Genomic DNA, 17,738 nt, shown 5'->3' with positions numbered 1-17,738 from the left:
GAGCCCCAATGGTGATGGAACCCTACAATCCGCCGCAGGATCCCTGGCTGGTTATTCTTTATCAAGATCAACACATTATGGTCGTCAACAAGCCCAGCGGCTTGTTGTCGGTGCCAGGGCGTCTGGATGAGCACAAAGACAGCGTGATGACACGGATTCAGCGCGATTTCCCGCAGGCGGAATCCGTACATCGCCTGGATATGGCGACCAGCGGTGTGATTGTGGTGGCGCTTACCAAAGATGCCGAGCGTGAGTTAAAACGCCAGTTCCGCGAACGTGAGCCGAAAAAGCAATATCTGGCACGCGTTTGGGGTCACCCGGAAAAAGCCGAAGGGCTGGTGGATTTACCGCTGATTTGCGACTGGCCGAACCGGCCAAAGCAGAAAGTGTGTTTTGAAACCGGCAAAGCGGCGCAAACCGAGTATGAAGTGCTGGCGTTTGAGGAAGATGGTACCGCTCGCGTACGTCTGAAGCCGATTACCGGGCGCTCGCATCAACTGCGTGTACATATGTTAGCGTTAGGGCACCCGATCCTCGGGGACCGTTTTTACGCCACGCCAGAAGCGCTGGCAATGGCTCCGCGCTTGCAACTGCATGCTGAGACGCTAACCATCACCCATCCGGCGTTTGGCAACAGCATGACGTTTAAAGCGCCGGTGGATTTTTAAATCACTCTCCCGGTCTGACGACCGGGAGAGTTTTATGGCGTTAGCGAAAACCCTTCTGCTCGCGAATCAACTCGTAAGCCTTCTGAATTTCCTGCGCTTTTTGTTTCGCCATCTCCATCATCTCCGGCGGCAGACCTTTCGCCACCAGTTTGTCCGGATGATGCTCGCCCATTAGCTTACGGTAGGCGCGCTTGATGGTGGTCGCATCGTCTGACGGTTTCACCCCCAGAACATTACAGGCATCTTCCAGCGTCGGGCCGCGTTGCGCCTGCTGCCAGCCGCCACCGCCCGCTTGCTGCTGGTGCTGATAATCACCGCCAAACTGCGCCCCGCCCTGCATCATGCGCAGAAACTGATCGAATTGCAGACGCGAAATCCCAAGCTCTTCAGCGATCACGTACAGCACTTCGCGTTCGCTGGGGTGCAAAGAGCCATCGGCGAAGGCTGCCTGGATTTGAATTTCCAGAAACATCCTAATCAAGTCGAAACGTCCGAAGCAGACGCTGCGAAACTGACGCATCTTGTCGCGTAACGGGTAATTATCCGTTTTGCCGACGCGAAACGCCTGCTGCGCTGCGCTGCGCGACTCGCCGTGCAGGTTCATGCGATCCATAAACAGGCTGGCGACCTGGATATCCGCTTCGGTCACCCGGCCTTTCGATTTGGTTAGATGCCCCATCACCTCGAAGGTGGTGGCAAAAAAGAGCGTCTGACGTTCGCGCTGGTTGGCAAACCACGCCATTTTCCGGCTGCGCGCCTTGTCAAAAAAGTGCCCGATTAACAACCCAAGAACCGCGCCCCAAAAGCCGCCGCCCATGAAAAGAGCGATGACAACCCCAACCACTTTCCCCCAATACTGCATATACTCCCCAAATCGTCATGCCGTCGGCTAAAATTTGCTTTATCATACCCGTCATTCTATGCCATGCACAGGCGCAGTCTTCTCCCCCTGGCTCGAACGCGGGCAGGATTAAAACTAGCGTTGCAAAGGCGAGTAAGTTAGTCTCAGACCGTTTGCCAGCGTAAAGCCACAGATGACGGAACAACAAATACAACGTATGAAAAAACGTATCCCCACCCTCCTGGCCACCATGATTGGCTCCGCCCTTTACAGCCAGCAGGGGATGGCAGCCGATCTTGCCTCGCAGTGTATGCTTGGCGTTCCCAGCTACAACCGCCCCCTGGTACAGGGCGACACCAATAATTTGCCGGTGACGATCAATGCCGATCACGCAAAAGGCAACTACCCTGACGATGCCGTTTTTACCGGCAATGTCGATATTAATCAGGGAAATAGCCGTTTACAGGCCGATGAGGTGCAGCTTCATCAGCAGCAGCCGGAAGGTCAGACGGACCCGGTTCGCACAGTGGATGCACTCGGTAATGTGCACTATGACGATAACCAGGTCATCCTGAAAGGTCCTAAAGGTTGGTCAAACCTGAACACCAAAGATACCAACGTCTGGCAAGGTGATTACCAGATGGTGGGTCGTCAGGGTCGCGGTACCGCCGATCTGATGAAACAGCGTGGACAAAACCGCTACACCATTCTGGACAATGGGATGTTTACCTCCTGCCTGCCCGGGTCGAACACCTGGAGCGTTGTCGGCAGCGAAGTTATTCAGGATCGCCAGGAGCAGGTTGCGGAAATCTGGAATGCGCGTTTTAAGCTCGGCCCGGTGCCGGTGTTCTATAGCCCGTATCTGCAGTTACCTATCGGCGACAAACGCCGTTCAGGTTTCCTGATCCCTAATGCCAAGTACAGCACGACAAACTATTTCGAGTTCTATCTGCCGTACTACTGGAACATTGCGCCAAATATGGATGCGACGATCACGCCGCACTACATCCATAAACGGGGCAATATACAGTGGGAAAACGAATTCCGTTATCTGACGCAGGCCGGTGCAGGCCTTATTGAGTTCGATTACCTGCCGTCAGACAAAGTGTTTCAGAATGAATACCCTAGCGAAGGGGAGCGTCACCGCTGGCTGTTTTACTGGCAACATGCCGGGGTAATGGATCAGGTGTGGCGTTTTAACGTTGACTACACCAAAGTCAGCGACCCGCACTATTTTAATGATTTCACGTCAAAATATGGCTCCAGTACCGATGGTTACGCGACGCAAATTTTCAGTGCAGGCTATGGCATTGAGAACTTCAACGCCACGGTAACGACCAAGCAGTTTCAGGTATTTAACCGCCAGAGCAGCAACTCATACGCCGCGCTCCCGCAGTTGGATATTAACTGGTATCACAACGATCTGGGTCCGTTTGATTTCCGCGTATACGGCCAGGCAGTGAAATTTACCAATACCAATTCCAGCCTACCTGAAGCAACGCGTCTGCATTTAGAACCCACGCTCAGTCTGCCTGTATCAAACGCCTGGAGCAGTTTGAACACCGAAGTGAAAATGCTGGCGACCCACTACCAGCAAGACAATATTGATAACACTAACTATAAAGAGTCCGTTAGCCGCGTTATGCCGCAATTTAAAACGGACGGCAAGCTGGTGTTTGAACGCGATATGAACTGGGCGGAGGGCTACACCCAGACGCTGGAACCGCGCGCTCAATACTTGTATGTGCCGTATCGCGATCAGAGCCACATCAACAACTACGACTCCTCGCTGCTGCAATCCGACTATAGCGGGCTGTTCCGCGACCGTACTTATGGCGGTCTGGACCGTATCGCGTCAGCGAACCAGGTTACTACCGGCGTCACAACCCGCATTTATGATGAAGCGGCGGTTGAACGTTTTAACGTTTCTGTTGGTCAAATCTACTATTTCACCGAGTCCCGTACCGGGGATGACAACATTAACTGGGAGAAAGACAACAAAACTGGTTCGCTGGTGTGGGCAGGCGATACGTACTGGCGTATCTCCGATCGCTGGGGTCTGCGAGGCGGGGTGCAGTATGACACCCGTCTGAATAATATTGCTAACAGCAGCTCGTCGCTGGAGTATCGCCGTGATGAAGACCGTATGCTGCAATTGAGCTACCGTTACGCCAGCCCGGAATACGTACAAGCAACGCTGCCAAACTATGCAACTTCAGCGCAGTATAAAGATGGTATTTCGCAGGTAGGTGCCGCCGGAAGCTGGCCGATTGCGGACCGCTGGTCCATCGTTGGTGCGTACTATTACGATACCAATACCAGTAAACCTGCCGATCAGATGGTGGGTTTGCAATATAGCTCCTGCTGTTATGCGATTCGCTTTGGCTATGAGCGCAAAATCAACGGCTGGGAAAATAATCAAAGCAAATATGACAAGACCATCGGTTTCAACATTGAGCTGCGTGGCTTGAGCTCCAACTACGGCCTGGGGACGCAACAAATGCTGCGTTCGAACATTCTGCCGTACCGTAGCTCACTGTGATCTGTTTGATTTGCAACGTAATCCGCATTGCGGTTAATTGAAATGGAAAAGGTATGAAGAACTGGAAAACGCTGCTTCTCGGTATCGCTATGGTTGCGAATACCAGTTTTGCCGCGCCTCAGGTTGTTGATAAAGTCGCCGCCGTGGTCAATAACGGCGTGGTGCTGGAAAGTGATGTTGATGGTTTGATGCAATCCGTGAAGGCCAACGCAGGCCAGGCGGGTCAGCAATTACCGGACGACGCCACGCTGCGCCACCAGATCCTTGAACGTCTGATCATGGATCAAATCATTTTGCAGATGGGCACGAAAATGGGCGTCAAAGTCACTGACGAACAGCTCGACGCCGCCATCGCCGATATTGCCAAGCAAAACAATATGACGATGGATCAGATGCGTAGCCGTCTGGCCTATGACGGGGTGAATTTCAGCACCTACCGTAACCAGATCCGCAAAGAGATGATCATCTCCGAAGTGCGTAACAGCGAAGTGCGCCGTCGCGTTACGGTGCTGCCACAGGAAGTCGAAGCCCTGGCGCAGCAGGTGGGCAACCAGAATGATGCCAGCACCGAACTGAATCTGAGCCACATTCTGATCCCATTGCCGGAAAATCCGACCTCCGATCAAGTGAACGAAGCGGAAAGTCAGGCGCGTTCAATTGTGGAACAAGCTCGTAACGGCGGTGATTTTGGCAAATTGGCCATCACTTACTCTGCCGATCAGCAAGCACTGAAAGGCGGTCAGATGGGCTGGGGCCGAATTCAGGAGCTGCCGAGCATCTTTGCTCAGGCGCTGAGCACGGCGAAAAAAGGCGATGTGATTGGCCCAATCCGTTCGGGTGTTGGTTTCCATATCCTGAAAGTGAACGATCTGCGCGGCCAGACGCAGAGCATCTCTGTGACAGAAGTTCATGCCCGCCATATTCTGCTGAAACCGTCGCCGATCATGAGCGACGATCAAGCACGTGTGAAACTGGAACAGATCGCAGCCGATATTAAGAGTGGCAAAACTACTTTTGCTAACGCGGCGAAAGAGTTCTCTCAGGATCCGGGTTCTGCAAACCAGGGCGGCGATCTCGGCTGGGCATCAGCAGATATTTATGATCCGGCCTTCCGCGATGCGCTGATGAAGCTGAAACGCGGCCAGATGAGCGGCCCGGTTCACTCCTCCTTTGGCTGGCACCTGATCGAAATGCTGGACAGCCGTAATGTCGACAAAACCGACGCGGCGCAAAAAGACAGAGCCTATCGCATGCTGATGAACCGTAAGTTCTCTGAAGAAGCGGCAACCTGGATGCAGGAACAGCGCGCCAGCGCCTATGTCAAAATTCTGAGCAACTAATGAAAACACAGCGTGTCGTTATCACTCCCGGCGAACCCGCCGGGATTGGCCCGGATCTGGTAGTGCAACTCGCCCAGCGCGACTGGCCGGTTGAACTGGTTATCTGTGCAGACGCAACGCTGCTGACCGACCGGGCCTCGCTGCTCGGTCTACCGCTTCAGCTGCGCGGTTACGATCCAACGGCCGCCGCAGTACCGCAACAAGCAGGCACATTAACGCTGTTGCCTGTTCCTCTGCACACGCCCGTCACCGCAGGCGTACTTAATACGCTTAACGGTTCTTACGTTGTAGAAACGCTTGCCCGCGCCTGCGACGGCTGCCTGAGTGGCGAATTTGCCGCGCTGATTACCGGCCCGGTGCATAAAGGGGTGATTAACGATTCAGGGACGCCGTTTACCGGACACACGGAGTTTTTCGAAGAACGCTCTCACGTCGCCAAAGTGGTGATGATGCTGGCAACCGAAGAGCTACGCGTGGCGCTGGCGACCACACACTTGCCTATCAAAGCCGTGGCCGACGCCATTACGCCTGATTTGCTGCGGGAAGTGATCGGCATTCTGCACACGGATCTGCAACAGAAGTTCGGTATCACCCAACCGCATATTCTGGTCTGCGGCCTGAACCCGCATGCCGGTGAAGGCGGTCATATGGGAACGGAAGAGATTGATACCATCATTCCGGTGCTCAATGAAATGCGCGCGCAGGGTATGAATTTAAGCGGTCCGCTGCCTGCCGACACGCTTTTTCAGCCCAAATACCTTGATAATGCCGACGCCGTACTGGCGATGTACCACGATCAGGGTCTGCCCGTGCTAAAATACCAAGGCTTTGGCCGCGGCGTGAACATTACCCTCGGTTTACCCTTTATTCGCACATCCGTCGACCACGGCACCGCGCTTGAACTCGCGGGCAAAGGCACAGCGGATGTCGGCAGTTTTATTACGGCGCTTAATCTCGCCATCAAAATGATTGTTAATACTCAATGAATACTCGCGTCCATCAGGGCCACTTAGCCCGCAAACGCTTCGGGCAAAACTTTCTCCACGACCAGTTCGTGATCGACAGCATTGTCTCGGCCATCAACCCGCAAAAGGGTCAGGCTATGGTCGAAATCGGCCCAGGCCTTGGTGCGCTCACCGAACCGGTGGGCGAACGTCTGGATAAATTAACGGTCATCGAGCTTGACCGCGATCTGGCTGCCCGCCTGCAAACACATCCGTTCCTTGCACCTAAACTGACTATCTATCAGCAAGATGCAATGACAATGGATTTTGGTGAACTCTCAAAAACGATCGGTCAGCCACTGCGTGTTTTCGGTAACCTGCCGTATAACATCTCCACGCCGTTGATGTTCCATCTGTTTAGCTATACTGATGCCATTGCCGATATGCACTTTATGCTGCAAAAAGAGGTGGTGAATCGCCTGGTTGCGGGGCCAAACAGTAAGGCGTATGGTCGATTAAGCGTGATGGCGCAGTACTACTGCCAGGTTATTCCGGTGCTGGAAGTACCGCCCACCTCGTTTGCGCCGCCGCCAAAAGTGGATTCTGCTGTGGTTCGTCTGGTGCCGCACGCTCAATTACCGCATCCGGTGAAAGAGATCCGCACGCTGAGCCGCATTACCACCGAAGCGTTTAACCAGCGTCGTAAAACCATTCGCAACAGCCTCGGCAACGTCTTTACCGTTGAAGTGCTGGCGTCGTTAGGTATCGATCCGGCGATGCGCGCGGAAAATATTTCTGTAGCGCAATATTGCCAGTTAGCGAACTACCTGACAGAGAATGCGCCGCCGAAGGAGAGTTAACGTATGATCAATTCGCCCCGAGTTTGTGTTCAGGTACAAAGCATTTACATCGAGTCTCAGTCCGCTCCCGACGATGAACGCTATGTTTTCGCTTACACCATTACCATCCGGAACCTGGGGCGAACCCCTGTCCAGTTGCTCAAGCGCTACTGGCTTATCACCAACGGAAATGGCCGCGCAACGGAAGTTCAGGGCGAAGGTGTGGTTGGCGTACAGCCGCACATTGAGCCTGGCGGCGAATATCAATATACCAGCGGCGCGGTAATTGAAACGCCGCTGGGCACTATGCAAGGCCATTACGAAATGATCGATGCGCAGGGAGAAACCTTCCGCATCGCTATCCCGGTCTTCCGACTCGCCGTCCCAACATTGATCCATTAATACAATGTCTACATACCTTATTGGTGACGTTCATGGTTGCTACGATGAACTCGTCGCGCTGTTAAAACAGGTTGAGTTTTCACCTGGGCAGGACACTTTATGGCTGACGGGCGATCTGGTCGCGCGCGGCCCTGGCTCGCTTGAGGTATTGCGCTTCGTCAAATCACTCGGTGACAGCGTTCGTCTGGTACTGGGTAACCACGATTTGCACCTGCTCGCCGTTTACGCGGGCATCAGCCGCAATAAGCCCAGAGACCGGCTTAATCCGCTTCTGGAAGCGCACGACGCTGATGAGCTGATTAACTGGCTGCGCCGTCAGCCGCTGCTGCAAATCGACGAAGAGAAAAAACTGGTGATGGCGCACGCCGGGATCACCCCGCAGTGGGATATGGAAACCACCCGCCACTGTGCGCGCGATATTGAAGCGGTGCTGGCGAGCGACTCTTATCCGCTCTTTCTCGACGCTATGTACGGCGATCTGCCGAACCACTGGACGCCTGAGCTCAGCGGTCTTGCACGCCTGCGCTTTATCACCAATGCGTTTACGCGCATGCGCTACTGCTTCCCGAACGGGCAGCTCGATATGTACTGCAAAGACATTCCCGAGCACGCCCCCGCGCCGCTAAAACCGTGGTTTTCGATTCCGGGACCGGTGGCGCAAGAATACAGCATTGCCTTTGGTCACTGGGCATCACTAGAAGGCGCAGGGACGCCTGAAGGCATCTACGCGCTGGATACGGGCTGCTGCTGGGGCGGCGTGCTGACCTGCCTGCGCTGGGAAGATAAACAGTACTTCACCCAGGCGTCGAATCGTCAGATGGATTTGGGCGATGGCGAGGCGATTGCCTCCTGAAAATAATTTCCCCGGCCTGGGCCGGGGAAAGAGAAGAAACCTAACGTTGCCGTGCAACCACGGCCGTAGCGCAGTGAATTAACGGCGCTCAAGGATCTCGAAACAGTAACTGTGGGAATTCTGCGCGTCCGCGTCGTGGAACTCACTGAACACGGAATCCCAGTCGTCCGGATCGTAATCCGGGAAATGGGTATCACCTTCCACTTCCGCATCAATGTGTGTCAGGTACAAACGCTGCGCTTTCGGCAGAAACTGCTCGTAAACACGACCACCGCCAATCACCATGATCTCTTCAGCACCATCGCATTGTGCAATCGCTTCATCAACGGATTTGACCCACTGCACGCGATCGTCAGTGCCCGGCTGGCTACTGATCACGATATTCTTACGACCCGGCAGCGGACGACCGATGGATTCCCACGTCAGGCGACCCATCACTACCGGTTTGTTTAACGTATTGCGTTTAAACCAGGCGAGATCGGCAGGTAAATTCCACGGCATCGCATTCTCCATGCCGATGACGCGATCCACTGCCAACGCCGCAATCAGACTGATCATTTATTCATTCCTGGAAGCCAAAAAATTGTCGCCACTATACGGAAAGCGCAATCTTTCGTCGACGGGGCGCGAGGTAAAGAATAAGAAAATTTTCTATTCTGCTGGCGGCACCGCACCCCGAATCTGCACCGCCAGCTTGCCAGCCGTGTTGAATCAGCAAGTTATCCGTAAGCGGTAATTTACGCTTGCGGTTTAACCGCTGGTTCGTCTGCGGGATCGCCAGTATGACGCCCCTCTTCCGTACCCTGCCAGCCGTGGCGCTGGGTTAATGACAGATGCGCTCTGTCTTCCGAAATGATTTCCGTCAGCATCGCACTGGTGCGTTTAAACACCGCCGCACGCGCCTGCGTATCGTTTTCCACCTGCGCCATCTCTTCCACCATTGAGGTGTTGAAGCGGCGGAAATGATCGGCGCGTTCACGCGCTTCATATGAACCCAGTCCCAACCCTTCCAGCGCCAGCCTTCCCGTTTTCAGCGCCGCTTCGAAGGTTTCACGCTCCGGTTTCTCGACACCGGCCTGGCGCAAGCGAATGTAGTGATCGACGTCGCGGGCGCGGGCAATAATGCGCAGATCCGGGAAATGCTCTTTTGCCAGCTCCGTTAATTGTAGGCTGGCCTGCGGATCGTCGATGGCATTAATTAATACTTCTGCCCGTCCGGCACCGGCAGATTCCAGCAAATCAACGCGTGTCGCATCGCCATAAAACACCTTCATGCCGAATTTACGCAGCGTTTCAATATGATCGGGATCGTGATCCAGAACCACCATCTTCACGCCGCTGGAGAGCAACAAACGCCCAGCGATCTGCCCGAAACGTCCGAACCCGGCAATAATGACCCGCGCGTCTTCCTCGTCGATTTCATCCGCTTCGCGCTCCTGCTGACTACCGGATGCTTCAAGACGGGCCAACAGCACCAGTAACAGCGGCGTTGCGGCCATCGACAGCGCGACCGTCAGGGTTAGCGCTTTCGCCCATTCGCTATCCAGCACCTGTGCCGTTTGCGCGGTGCCAAACACCACAAAGGCGAACTCACTCCCTTGCCCCAGCAGAGCGGCAAACCACAACCGCTGCTTGCCAGGCACACGCAACGGACGGGCAATCAGCCACAGCACCGCGCTTTTGATCACCAAAAACCCGACCAGCAGCAGTAAGATGCGCAGCGGATGCGTCACCAGCGTGCCGAAGTCGATCGACATTCCCACACCGATAAAAAACAGCCCGAGCAGCAGGCCTTTAAAGGGCTCAATATCGCTTTCCAGCGCATGACGATACTCGGAGCTGGCAAGCAACACACCGGCAAGAAACGCGCCCATCGCCATCGACAACCCCGCCTCTTCCAGCAATAAGCCGAAACCGAAGACCAGGAACAGCGCCACGGCGCAGAACACTTCCCGCAAACCGGATCGCGCCACGAAGCGCAGCGCCGGGCGAGCAACATAGCGCCCGATCAGCACCACCAGTGTCAGCGCGGCAACAACTTTCAGCGCCGAAAGCGCGAAGGCGCTGAGCGTCATCGCCCCACCGCTGGCAGCCAGCAAAGGGATCATCGCCACCAACGGGATGGCGGCGATATCCTGGAACAACAACACGGAAAAGGCGCTGCGCCCCATTTGCGATACCGTCAGGTTGCGCTCATTCATCGCCTGCATGGCAATCGCCGTTGATGACAATGCCAGCGTCAGACCAATTAACACCGCGACCGGCCACGGGAGCCCGAGCAGCGCGCAAAACCCGCCGAGTAACAATCCACAACTGGCCATTTGCAGCGCACCACCGCCAAACACCGATGCACGCAGTTTCCACAAGCGCTGCGGATCGAGTTCAAGGCCAATCACAAACAGCATCAGTACGACGCCGATTTCTGCAAAATGGAGGATAGATTCCGCATCGGTTACCAGCCGCAATCCCCACGGGCCAATAATGCCCCCGGCAATCAGATAGCCAAGCACCGATCCCAGCCCCAGGCGCATGGCGATCGGCACGATCAGCGCCGCCGATCCGAGATAGATCAGCGCCTGAATTAACGAATGGCTATCCATACTGCACCTCCTGCCACTCCAGTAAACGTTGTTTGTAATGGCGCGCCTGCGCCTGCAGCGTTTCATCGTCGCAAATAAACGTGCAGTGCACAGCAAAAGGTGGCAGCCAGTTCATCCCGCAATAAAGCGCTGTCGCCTGCAGCGGCTGGGAAAGTACATCAAAACCGGGATGCGAGCCGATATCAAAATGGTTGTCGCCACCCCCCGTCGTCACCGCCCACAACACACTTTTGCCGTGAAGCGCCGTGCCACCGTGGCCATACGCCCAGCCGTGCGCCAGCACTTTATCCAGCCAGAGCTTGAATAATGGCGGCACACTGTACCACTGCATCGGATGTTGCCAGATAACCAAATCGGCACGGGAAATCGCCTCCTGCTCGGCGGCGACGTCAATATTGAAGTCAGGATAGAGTTCGTACAGAGAACGTATTTCAACGTCTTCCAGCGTCCCTGCCTGCTCAATCATGCGCTTATTCGCATGCGAATGCTGCGGATAAGGATGGGCATAAATTATGAGGATCATTGATTAACCTGTTTTCACTACACGCTTTTTCTTGAAAGTGTAGTCAGTTAATCGTCTGGCTAAAAGCGGCAATCTGTGCGGGAATGAGGGAAAGGCATGCGGTAGCCGGAGCCACCGCAAATGAGGAAGGGATTAGTTATCCAGTTCGCTCATGTTTTTCACCTGATCGCGGTTAATCTGCTCGGTTTTTCCGGTTTCTGCATTTTTATAAGAAACCAGCCCGGTGTCTTTATCCACCTGCGGTTTGCCGTCGGTCACAATGGTACGGCCATCAGTGGTGCGTACCGCCTGGTTGGAGGAACACCCGGCAACGGTAAACAGTGCTGCTGCAGTAAAAATCGAGGTCATCAGAAGTTTAGTTCGCATGGTTATCTCCCTGCTTTCCAGTGAATTTCATTCGTCTGTTTAGCCATTTTAGGCTAACTCACTGAACGGTGGGGAAAATGCAGAACACTCTGAAGGGGGGAGTAGAGAACCCTCTCTCCACAAGGGAGAGAGGGGGAGCGGATTATTTGCTAATCTGCGCGTGCATTTCCTGCACGGAAATCACTTTTTCTGTGGCATCGGCATTCAGCGCCATCGCGGTAGCAAAGCCGCCGTTCAGCGTGGTGTCGTAGTGCACTTTATACTGTAGTGCGCTACGGCGAATCAGCTTGGAATCCTCAATCGCCTGACGCCCCGCCGTGGTGTTGATGATGTAGGTGTATTCGCCATTCTTGATACGATCCTGAATGTGCGGACGACCTTCATGCACCTTATTCACCAGACGTGGGTTAATGCCCGCTTCACCCAGCACAATCGCCGTGCCGTGGGTCGCATCCAGTTCAAAGCCCTGTTTCAGCAGCTTCGCGGCGAGATCCACCACGCGCTCTTTATCCCCTTCGCGTACTGACAGCAGCGCGCGACCCTGTTTTTTCATGGTCGAGTTACTGCCCAGTTGCGCTTTGGCGAAGGCTTCGGCAAAGGTACGTCCCACACCCATCACCTCACCGGTAGAGCGCATTTCCGGCCCTAGCAGTGGGTCAACGCCCGGGAACTTGTTAAACGGCAGCACCACTTCTTTTACCGAGTAGTACGGCGGGATAATCTCTTTGGTGTGGCCTTGCTGAGCCAGCGTTTTGCCGGTCATCACGCGCGCCGCCACTTTTGCCAGCGGCAAGCCGGTGGCTTTGGAGACGAACGGCACGGTACGCGCGGCACGCGGGTTGACCTCAATCAGATAAACTTCGTTATCTTTCACCGCAAACTGCACGTTCATCAGACCGCGAACCTGCAATTCAAACGCCAGTTTCTGCACTTGCTGGCGCATCACATCCTGGATTTCCTGGCTCAGGGTGTAAGCAGGCAGTGAACATGCGGAGTCACCGGAGTGCACGCCCGCCTGTTCGATATGCTCCATGATGCCGCCAATCAGCACGCTTTCGCCGTCGCAAATCGCATCGACATCCACTTCTACCGCGTCGTCGAGGAACTTGTCCAGCAGCACCGGCGCGTCGTTGGAAACGCTGACCGCGGTCATAAAGTAGCGGCGCAGGTCGATTTCGTCGTAGACGATTTCCATGGCGCGACCGCCGAGGACGTAAGAAGGACGCACCACCAGCGGGTAAGTGATCTCTTTCGCTTTTTCAACCGCCTGCTCCAGCGCGGTAACCGTGGCGTTAGCTGGCTGTTTCAGTTTCAGGCGTTCAACGGCGTGCTGGAAGCGCTCGCGGTCTTCCGCACGGTCGATAGCGTCCGGGCTGGTGCCAATCACCGGCACACCGGCGGCTTCCAGCGCGCGCGCCAGTTTCAGCGGTGTCTGGCCGCCGTACTGCACAATAACGCCTTTCGGTTTTTCGATACGCACAATTTCCAGCACGTCTTCGAAAGTAACCGGTTCGAAGTAGAGACGGTCAGACGTGTCGTAATCGGTCGACACGGTTTCCGGGTTACAGTTGACCATGATGGTCTCGTAACCATCTTCGCGCAGCGCCAGCGACGCATGTACGCAGCAGTAGTCGAACTCAATGCCCTGGCCGATACGGTTTGGCCCACCGCCGAGCACCATGATTTTTTCGCGATCATGGTTCGGATTGGCTTCGCACTCTTCTTCGTACGTGGAGTACATGTAAGCGGTATCGGTCGCAAATTCCGCCGCACAGGTATCCACACGTTTATAGACCGGGTGCAGATTATACTGATCGCGCAGCTTACGGATTTCCGCTTCGCGCACGCCGACCAGTTTTGCCAGGCGCGCATCGGCAAAACCTTTACGCTTCAGGGTACGCAGGAAGTCAGCGTCGAGACCGTTGATCCCCACGCTTGCCACCTGCTCTTCCAGGCGCACCAGCTCTTCGATTTGCACCAGGAACCAGCGGTCGATGTTGGTCAGGTTGAACACGCCATCAACAGACAAGCCCGCACGGAACGCATCGGCGATATACCAGATACGCTCAGCGCCTGCGTCTTTCAGCTCGCGGCGGATTTTCGTCAGGGCTTCCGGGTCCTCAAGGCTCACTTTCGGGTCGAAACCGGTCGCGCCCACTTCCAGGCCGCGCAGCGCTTTCTGCATCGATTCCTGCTGGGTACGACCAATCGCCATCACTTCACCAACAGATTTCATCTGCGTGGTCAGACGGTCATTCGCGCCCACAAATTTCTCGAAGTTGAAGCGCGGGATTTTGGTCACAACATAGTCGATAGACGGTTCGAACGAGGCCGGGGTACGCCCGCCGGTGATATCGTTCATCAGTTCATCCAGCGTGTAGCCCACCGCCAGTTTCGCCGCGACTTTCGCAATCGGGAAACCGGTCGCTTTCGACGCCAGCGCCGAAGAACGTGATACACGCGGGTTCATTTCGATAACAATTAGACGACCATTTTTCGGGTTTACCGCGAACTGTACGTTCGAACCGCCGGTTTCAACGCCGATTTCACGCAGCACCGCCATCGAGGCGTTACGCATGATTTGGTACTCTTTGTCGGTCAGCGTTTGCGCAGGAGCTACGGTGATGGAGTCACCGGTATGAATGCCCATGGCGTCGAAGTTTTCAATCGAGCAGACAATGATGCAGTTGTCGTTTTTATCGCGCACCACTTCCATCTCGTACTCTTTCCAGCCAATCAGCGACTCATCAATCAGCAGCTCATTGGTCGGCGAGAGATCCAGCCCGCGGGCGCAAATCTCTTCAAACTCTTCGCGGTTATACGCGATACCGCCACCGGTGCCGCCCATGGTAAAGGAGGGGCGAATAATGCACGGATAACCAACATCAGCCGCCACCGCCAGCGCTTCATCCATGGTATGCGCGATACCGGAACGCGCCGTGTCGAGGCCGATTTTTTTCATCGCAATGTCGAAGCGACGGCGGTCTTCCGCTTTATCAATCGCATCGGCAGTCGCGCCAATCATGGTGACGCCGAACTCTTCCAGCACGCCCTGGCGTTCCAGTTCCAGCGCGCAGTTCAGCGCGGTCTGGCCGCCCATGGTCGGCAGAACGGCATCCGGACGCTCTTTTTCGATAATTTTGCGTACCACTTCCCAGTGAATCGGCTCGATATAGGTCGCATCGGCCATCTCCGGATCGGTCATAATGGTCGCCGGGTTGGAGTTCACCAGAATGACGCGGTAACCCTCTTCACGCAGCGCTTTACACGCTTGTGCGCCAGAGTAGTCAAATTCACATGCCTGGCCGATAACAATCGGGCCAGCGCCAAGGATCAGGATGCTTTTTAGGTCTGTACGTTTTGGCATTGCTCTTTTCTCCTGATTATTTGGCGGTATTACGATACTGCTCGATTAACTCAATAAAGTGGTCAAACAGCGGCGCGGCGTCGTGCGGGCCAGGACTTGCTTCCGGGTGTCCCTGGAAACTAAACGCCGGTTTATCGGTGCGATGAATGCCTTGTAGCGTGCCATCGAACAGGGATTTGTGCGTTACGCGCAGATTTGCAGGCATTGACGCTTCATCAACCGCGAAACCGTGGTTCTGCGCAGTGATCATCACGGTATTGTTATCAATATCTTTTACCGGATGGTTACCGCCGTGGTGGCCAAACTTCATTTTCACCGTCTTCGCACCGCTCGCCAGCGCCAGCAGCTGATGGCCCAGGCAGATACCGAACACCGGAATATCCGTTTCAAGGAAAGTTTTAATCGCCTCGATAGCATAATCGCACGGTGCCGGGTCGCCAGGGCCGTTAGACAGGAAAATGCCGTCCGGATTGAGTTTCAGAACATCCGCCGCCGGGGTTTTCGCCGGAACAACCGTCAGTCTGCAACCTCTGTCTACCAGCATGCGCAGAATGTTGCGTTTTGCGCCGTAATCGTATGCCACAACGTGGTACGGCAACTCACTCTCGCTCTTCGCCGGCGGCAGGTCACCCGCCAGTGTCCAGCTGCCTTGCGTCCAACTGTAGGTTTCCGCCGTTGTGACTTCTTTCGCCAGGTCCATACCGTTCAGGCCCGGGAAGGCTTTCGCTTTTTCCAGCGCCAGCGCGGCATCAACATTATCACCAGCGATGATGCAGCCGTTCTGCGCGCCCTTTTCACGCAACAGACGAGTCAACTTACGGGTATCAATATCAGCAATCGCCACAATGTTATGGCGCTTCAGATAAGAAGAGAGGTCTTCGGTACTGCGGAAGTTGCTGGCGATCAGCGGCAGGTCGCGAATGACCAGGCCTTGCGCATGTACCTGAGAGGACTCTTCGTCAGCGGAGTTGGTGCCGACATTGCCGATATGAGGATAAGTAAGAGTAACGATTTGGCGGGAATAGGAAGGATCAGTGAGGATTTCTTGATAACCGGTCATTGAAGTATTGAAAACGACTTCCCCAACCGCCGTGCCCGTTGCCCCTATGGCCCGACCGTGAAACTGGGTTCCGTCTTCCAGAACCAATAGCGCTGACTTAATCAAAACACCCTCCAGAGAATATTCACTCACTTTATTTGCATATTAATTCATATTGAGAACCTGAATCAATGCAAATTTGCTTGCCGTGGATTTTTGGCAAACGGCGGCATTCTGGAGAGATGTCGGTTAAAAGTCAACTTTTCCCCGGTATTTTTCTTATTGTTTTACGCCACTGCCCCTTTTTACTGGATTTAATCGATAAAAAGATCAGACAAACTCACCGGGAAAACGCTTGCGCGCTGAGAAAATTGCATTTTCTTACGACAGATAGCAAAAAAGTAGACCAGATGGTCAAAATTTACAATTGAGAAACATAAAACAGAGAGATAAACAGAGATTATGGCAGCTTTGGATAAAATGAAGGATGAAAAAGGAAAAATAAAAGGGCAATAAAATATTGCCCTTTGCAATCAATTGATTATGACTGCAACAACCACATCACGATGGGTAATAAATCTTATAAATTGTTAAGATTAAGCACGTCTCGCATGTCAAAAAGTCCATTACTCTTTCCTTTCAGCCACAAAGCAGAACGAACCGCGCCATTGGCAAACGTCATGCGACTGGAGGCTTTATGTGTGATTTCAACACGTTCGCCAATATCGGCGAACATCGCTGTATGTTCGCCGACGATGTCGCCTGCTCGCACCGTGGCAAAACCAATCGTGCCGGGAACACGCTCGCCGGTGTGCCCTTCACGCGCATAAACGGCACACGTTTTTAAATCTTTATTCAATGCACCGGCAATCGCCTCGCCCATCGCCAGCGCCGTTCCCGACGGCGCATCGACTTTGTAGCGATGGTGCGCTTCGATAATTTCGATATCGGTATAATCACCCATGACTTTCGCCGCTTTCTCCAGCAGCTTCAGCATGACATTGACGCCAACGCTAAAGTTGGCAGCAAAAACAATGGCGATATCTTGTGCCGCTTCGGTAATGGCCTGCTTACCTGCATCATCAAAACCGGTAGTGCCAATTACCATCCCTTTACGGTGCTGGCGACAGAAAGCCAGGTGCGTCAGCGTGCCTTCCGGGCGGGTGAAATCGATAAAGACATCGAATTCCTCTTTCACCGCCTCAAGGCTGCTCTGCACGGTCACACCGGTTTTCGCCGCGCCCGCCAGTTCACCTGCGTCGCTTCCCAGCAGAGAAGAACCTTCGCGCTCCAGCGCCGCGCCAAGTTCGACGCCATCCATTGCCAGTGCCGCCTGAATCAGCTGGCGGCCCATACGCCCGCCAGCGCCCGCGATGGCTACGCGGATTGGTGCATCATGCATAGTTGTGCTCTT

The 17,738-nt window shown here is 54.6% G+C and carries 15 protein-coding genes; 7 read left to right on the top strand and 8 right to left on the bottom strand.

Features of this window, described 5'->3' with window-relative positions:
* The first annotated feature begins 8 nt into the window (after positions 1-8).
* The gene (gene rluA, locus RT644_RS21070) at positions 9-668 is read left to right on the top strand and encodes a bifunctional tRNA pseudouridine(32) synthase/23S rRNA pseudouridine(746) synthase RluA (RefSeq protein ID WP_020456518.1); all 660 of its coding nucleotides are present in this window, start codon (positions 9-11) and stop codon (positions 666-668) included.
* Between the two features lie 40 nt (positions 669-708).
* Here the strand turns inward: rluA and djlA are convergent, their stop codons facing one another.
* A complete protein-coding gene (gene djlA, locus RT644_RS21065; protein ID WP_313627970.1) occupies positions 709-1,530 on the bottom strand; it encodes a co-chaperone DjlA in 822 nt (273 codons plus the stop codon).
* Positions 1,531-1,726: 196 nt separating this feature from the next.
* Between djlA and lptD the strand changes: the two genes are divergently transcribed.
* Genes lptD through apaH form a run of 6 tightly spaced genes read left to right on the top strand, consistent with a single transcriptional unit; the run spans position 1,727 to position 8,429 of the window.
* Positions 1,727-4,051, top strand: coding sequence for an LPS assembly protein LptD (gene lptD, locus RT644_RS21060; protein WP_313627968.1), 2,325 nt, complete (start codon positions 1,727-1,729; stop codon positions 4,049-4,051).
* 53 nt (positions 4,052-4,104) lie between these two features.
* A complete protein-coding gene (surA, locus tag RT644_RS21055) occupies positions 4,105-5,391 on the top strand; it encodes a peptidylprolyl isomerase SurA (RefSeq protein WP_020456514.1) in 1,287 nt (428 codons plus the stop codon).
* Complete coding sequence (gene pdxA / locus RT644_RS21050) at positions 5,391-6,377, top strand: 4-hydroxythreonine-4-phosphate dehydrogenase PdxA (protein ID WP_269232249.1); 987 nt, start codon at positions 5,391-5,393, stop codon at positions 6,375-6,377. The genes surA and pdxA overlap by 1 nt, the downstream gene beginning before the upstream one ends.
* Entirely contained in the window at positions 6,374-7,195 is an 822-nt protein-coding gene (rsmA, locus tag RT644_RS21045; RefSeq protein ID WP_313627965.1) for a 16S rRNA (adenine(1518)-N(6)/adenine(1519)-N(6))-dimethyltransferase RsmA, read from the top strand. Before pdxA ends, rsmA begins: the two co-directional genes overlap by 4 nt.
* 3 nt (positions 7,196-7,198) lie before the next feature.
* On the top strand, positions 7,199-7,576 hold the full coding sequence (apaG, locus tag RT644_RS21040; RefSeq protein ID WP_017457892.1) for a Co2+/Mg2+ efflux protein ApaG: 378 nt from the start codon (positions 7,199-7,201) through the stop codon (positions 7,574-7,576).
* 4 nt (positions 7,577-7,580) lie between these two features.
* Positions 7,581-8,429: a bis(5'-nucleosyl)-tetraphosphatase (symmetrical) ApaH gene (gene apaH, locus RT644_RS21035; RefSeq protein ID WP_313627963.1), complete on the top strand. Its 849-nt coding sequence runs from the start codon at positions 7,581-7,583 to the stop codon at positions 8,427-8,429.
* A gap of 78 nt (positions 8,430-8,507) precedes the next feature.
* Here the strand turns inward: apaH and folA are convergent, their stop codons facing one another.
* From folA to dapB, 7 genes are all read right to left on the bottom strand, one after another.
* Entirely contained in the window at positions 8,508-8,987 is a 480-nt protein-coding gene (gene folA, locus RT644_RS21030) for a type 3 dihydrofolate reductase (RefSeq protein ID WP_020456510.1), read from the bottom strand.
* Between the two features lie 179 nt (positions 8,988-9,166).
* Complete coding sequence (gene kefC, locus RT644_RS21025; protein WP_045509984.1) at positions 9,167-11,029, bottom strand: glutathione-regulated potassium-efflux system protein KefC; 1,863 nt, start codon at positions 11,027-11,029, stop codon at positions 9,167-9,169.
* Positions 11,022-11,552: a glutathione-regulated potassium-efflux system oxidoreductase KefF gene (gene kefF / locus RT644_RS21020; RefSeq protein WP_313627961.1), complete on the bottom strand. Its 531-nt coding sequence runs from the start codon at positions 11,550-11,552 to the stop codon at positions 11,022-11,024. The genes kefC and kefF overlap by 8 nt, the downstream gene beginning before the upstream one ends.
* A gap of 132 nt (positions 11,553-11,684) precedes the next feature.
* Positions 11,685-11,918: a YgdI/YgdR family lipoprotein gene (locus RT644_RS21015; RefSeq protein ID WP_020456507.1), complete on the bottom strand. Its 234-nt coding sequence runs from the start codon at positions 11,916-11,918 to the stop codon at positions 11,685-11,687.
* Between the two features lie 142 nt (positions 11,919-12,060).
* Complete coding sequence (carB, locus tag RT644_RS21010; protein WP_020456506.1) at positions 12,061-15,285, bottom strand: carbamoyl-phosphate synthase large subunit; 3,225 nt, start codon at positions 15,283-15,285, stop codon at positions 12,061-12,063.
* Between the two features lie 16 nt (positions 15,286-15,301).
* Complete coding sequence (gene carA, locus RT644_RS21005; RefSeq protein WP_044489559.1) at positions 15,302-16,450, bottom strand: glutamine-hydrolyzing carbamoyl-phosphate synthase small subunit; 1,149 nt, start codon at positions 16,448-16,450, stop codon at positions 15,302-15,304.
* A gap of 454 nt (positions 16,451-16,904) precedes the next feature.
* Complete coding sequence (dapB, locus tag RT644_RS21000; protein WP_313627958.1) at positions 16,905-17,726, bottom strand: 4-hydroxy-tetrahydrodipicolinate reductase; 822 nt, start codon at positions 17,724-17,726, stop codon at positions 16,905-16,907.
* Positions 17,727-17,738: the final 12 nt, after the last annotated feature.

Source organism: Kosakonia sp. (assembly GCF_032104925.1).
Classification (GTDB): domain Bacteria; phylum Pseudomonadota; class Gammaproteobacteria; order Enterobacterales; family Enterobacteriaceae; genus Kosakonia.
Note: the sequence above shows the minus strand (reverse complement) of the source record. Positions and strands in the feature narration are given on the sequence as shown.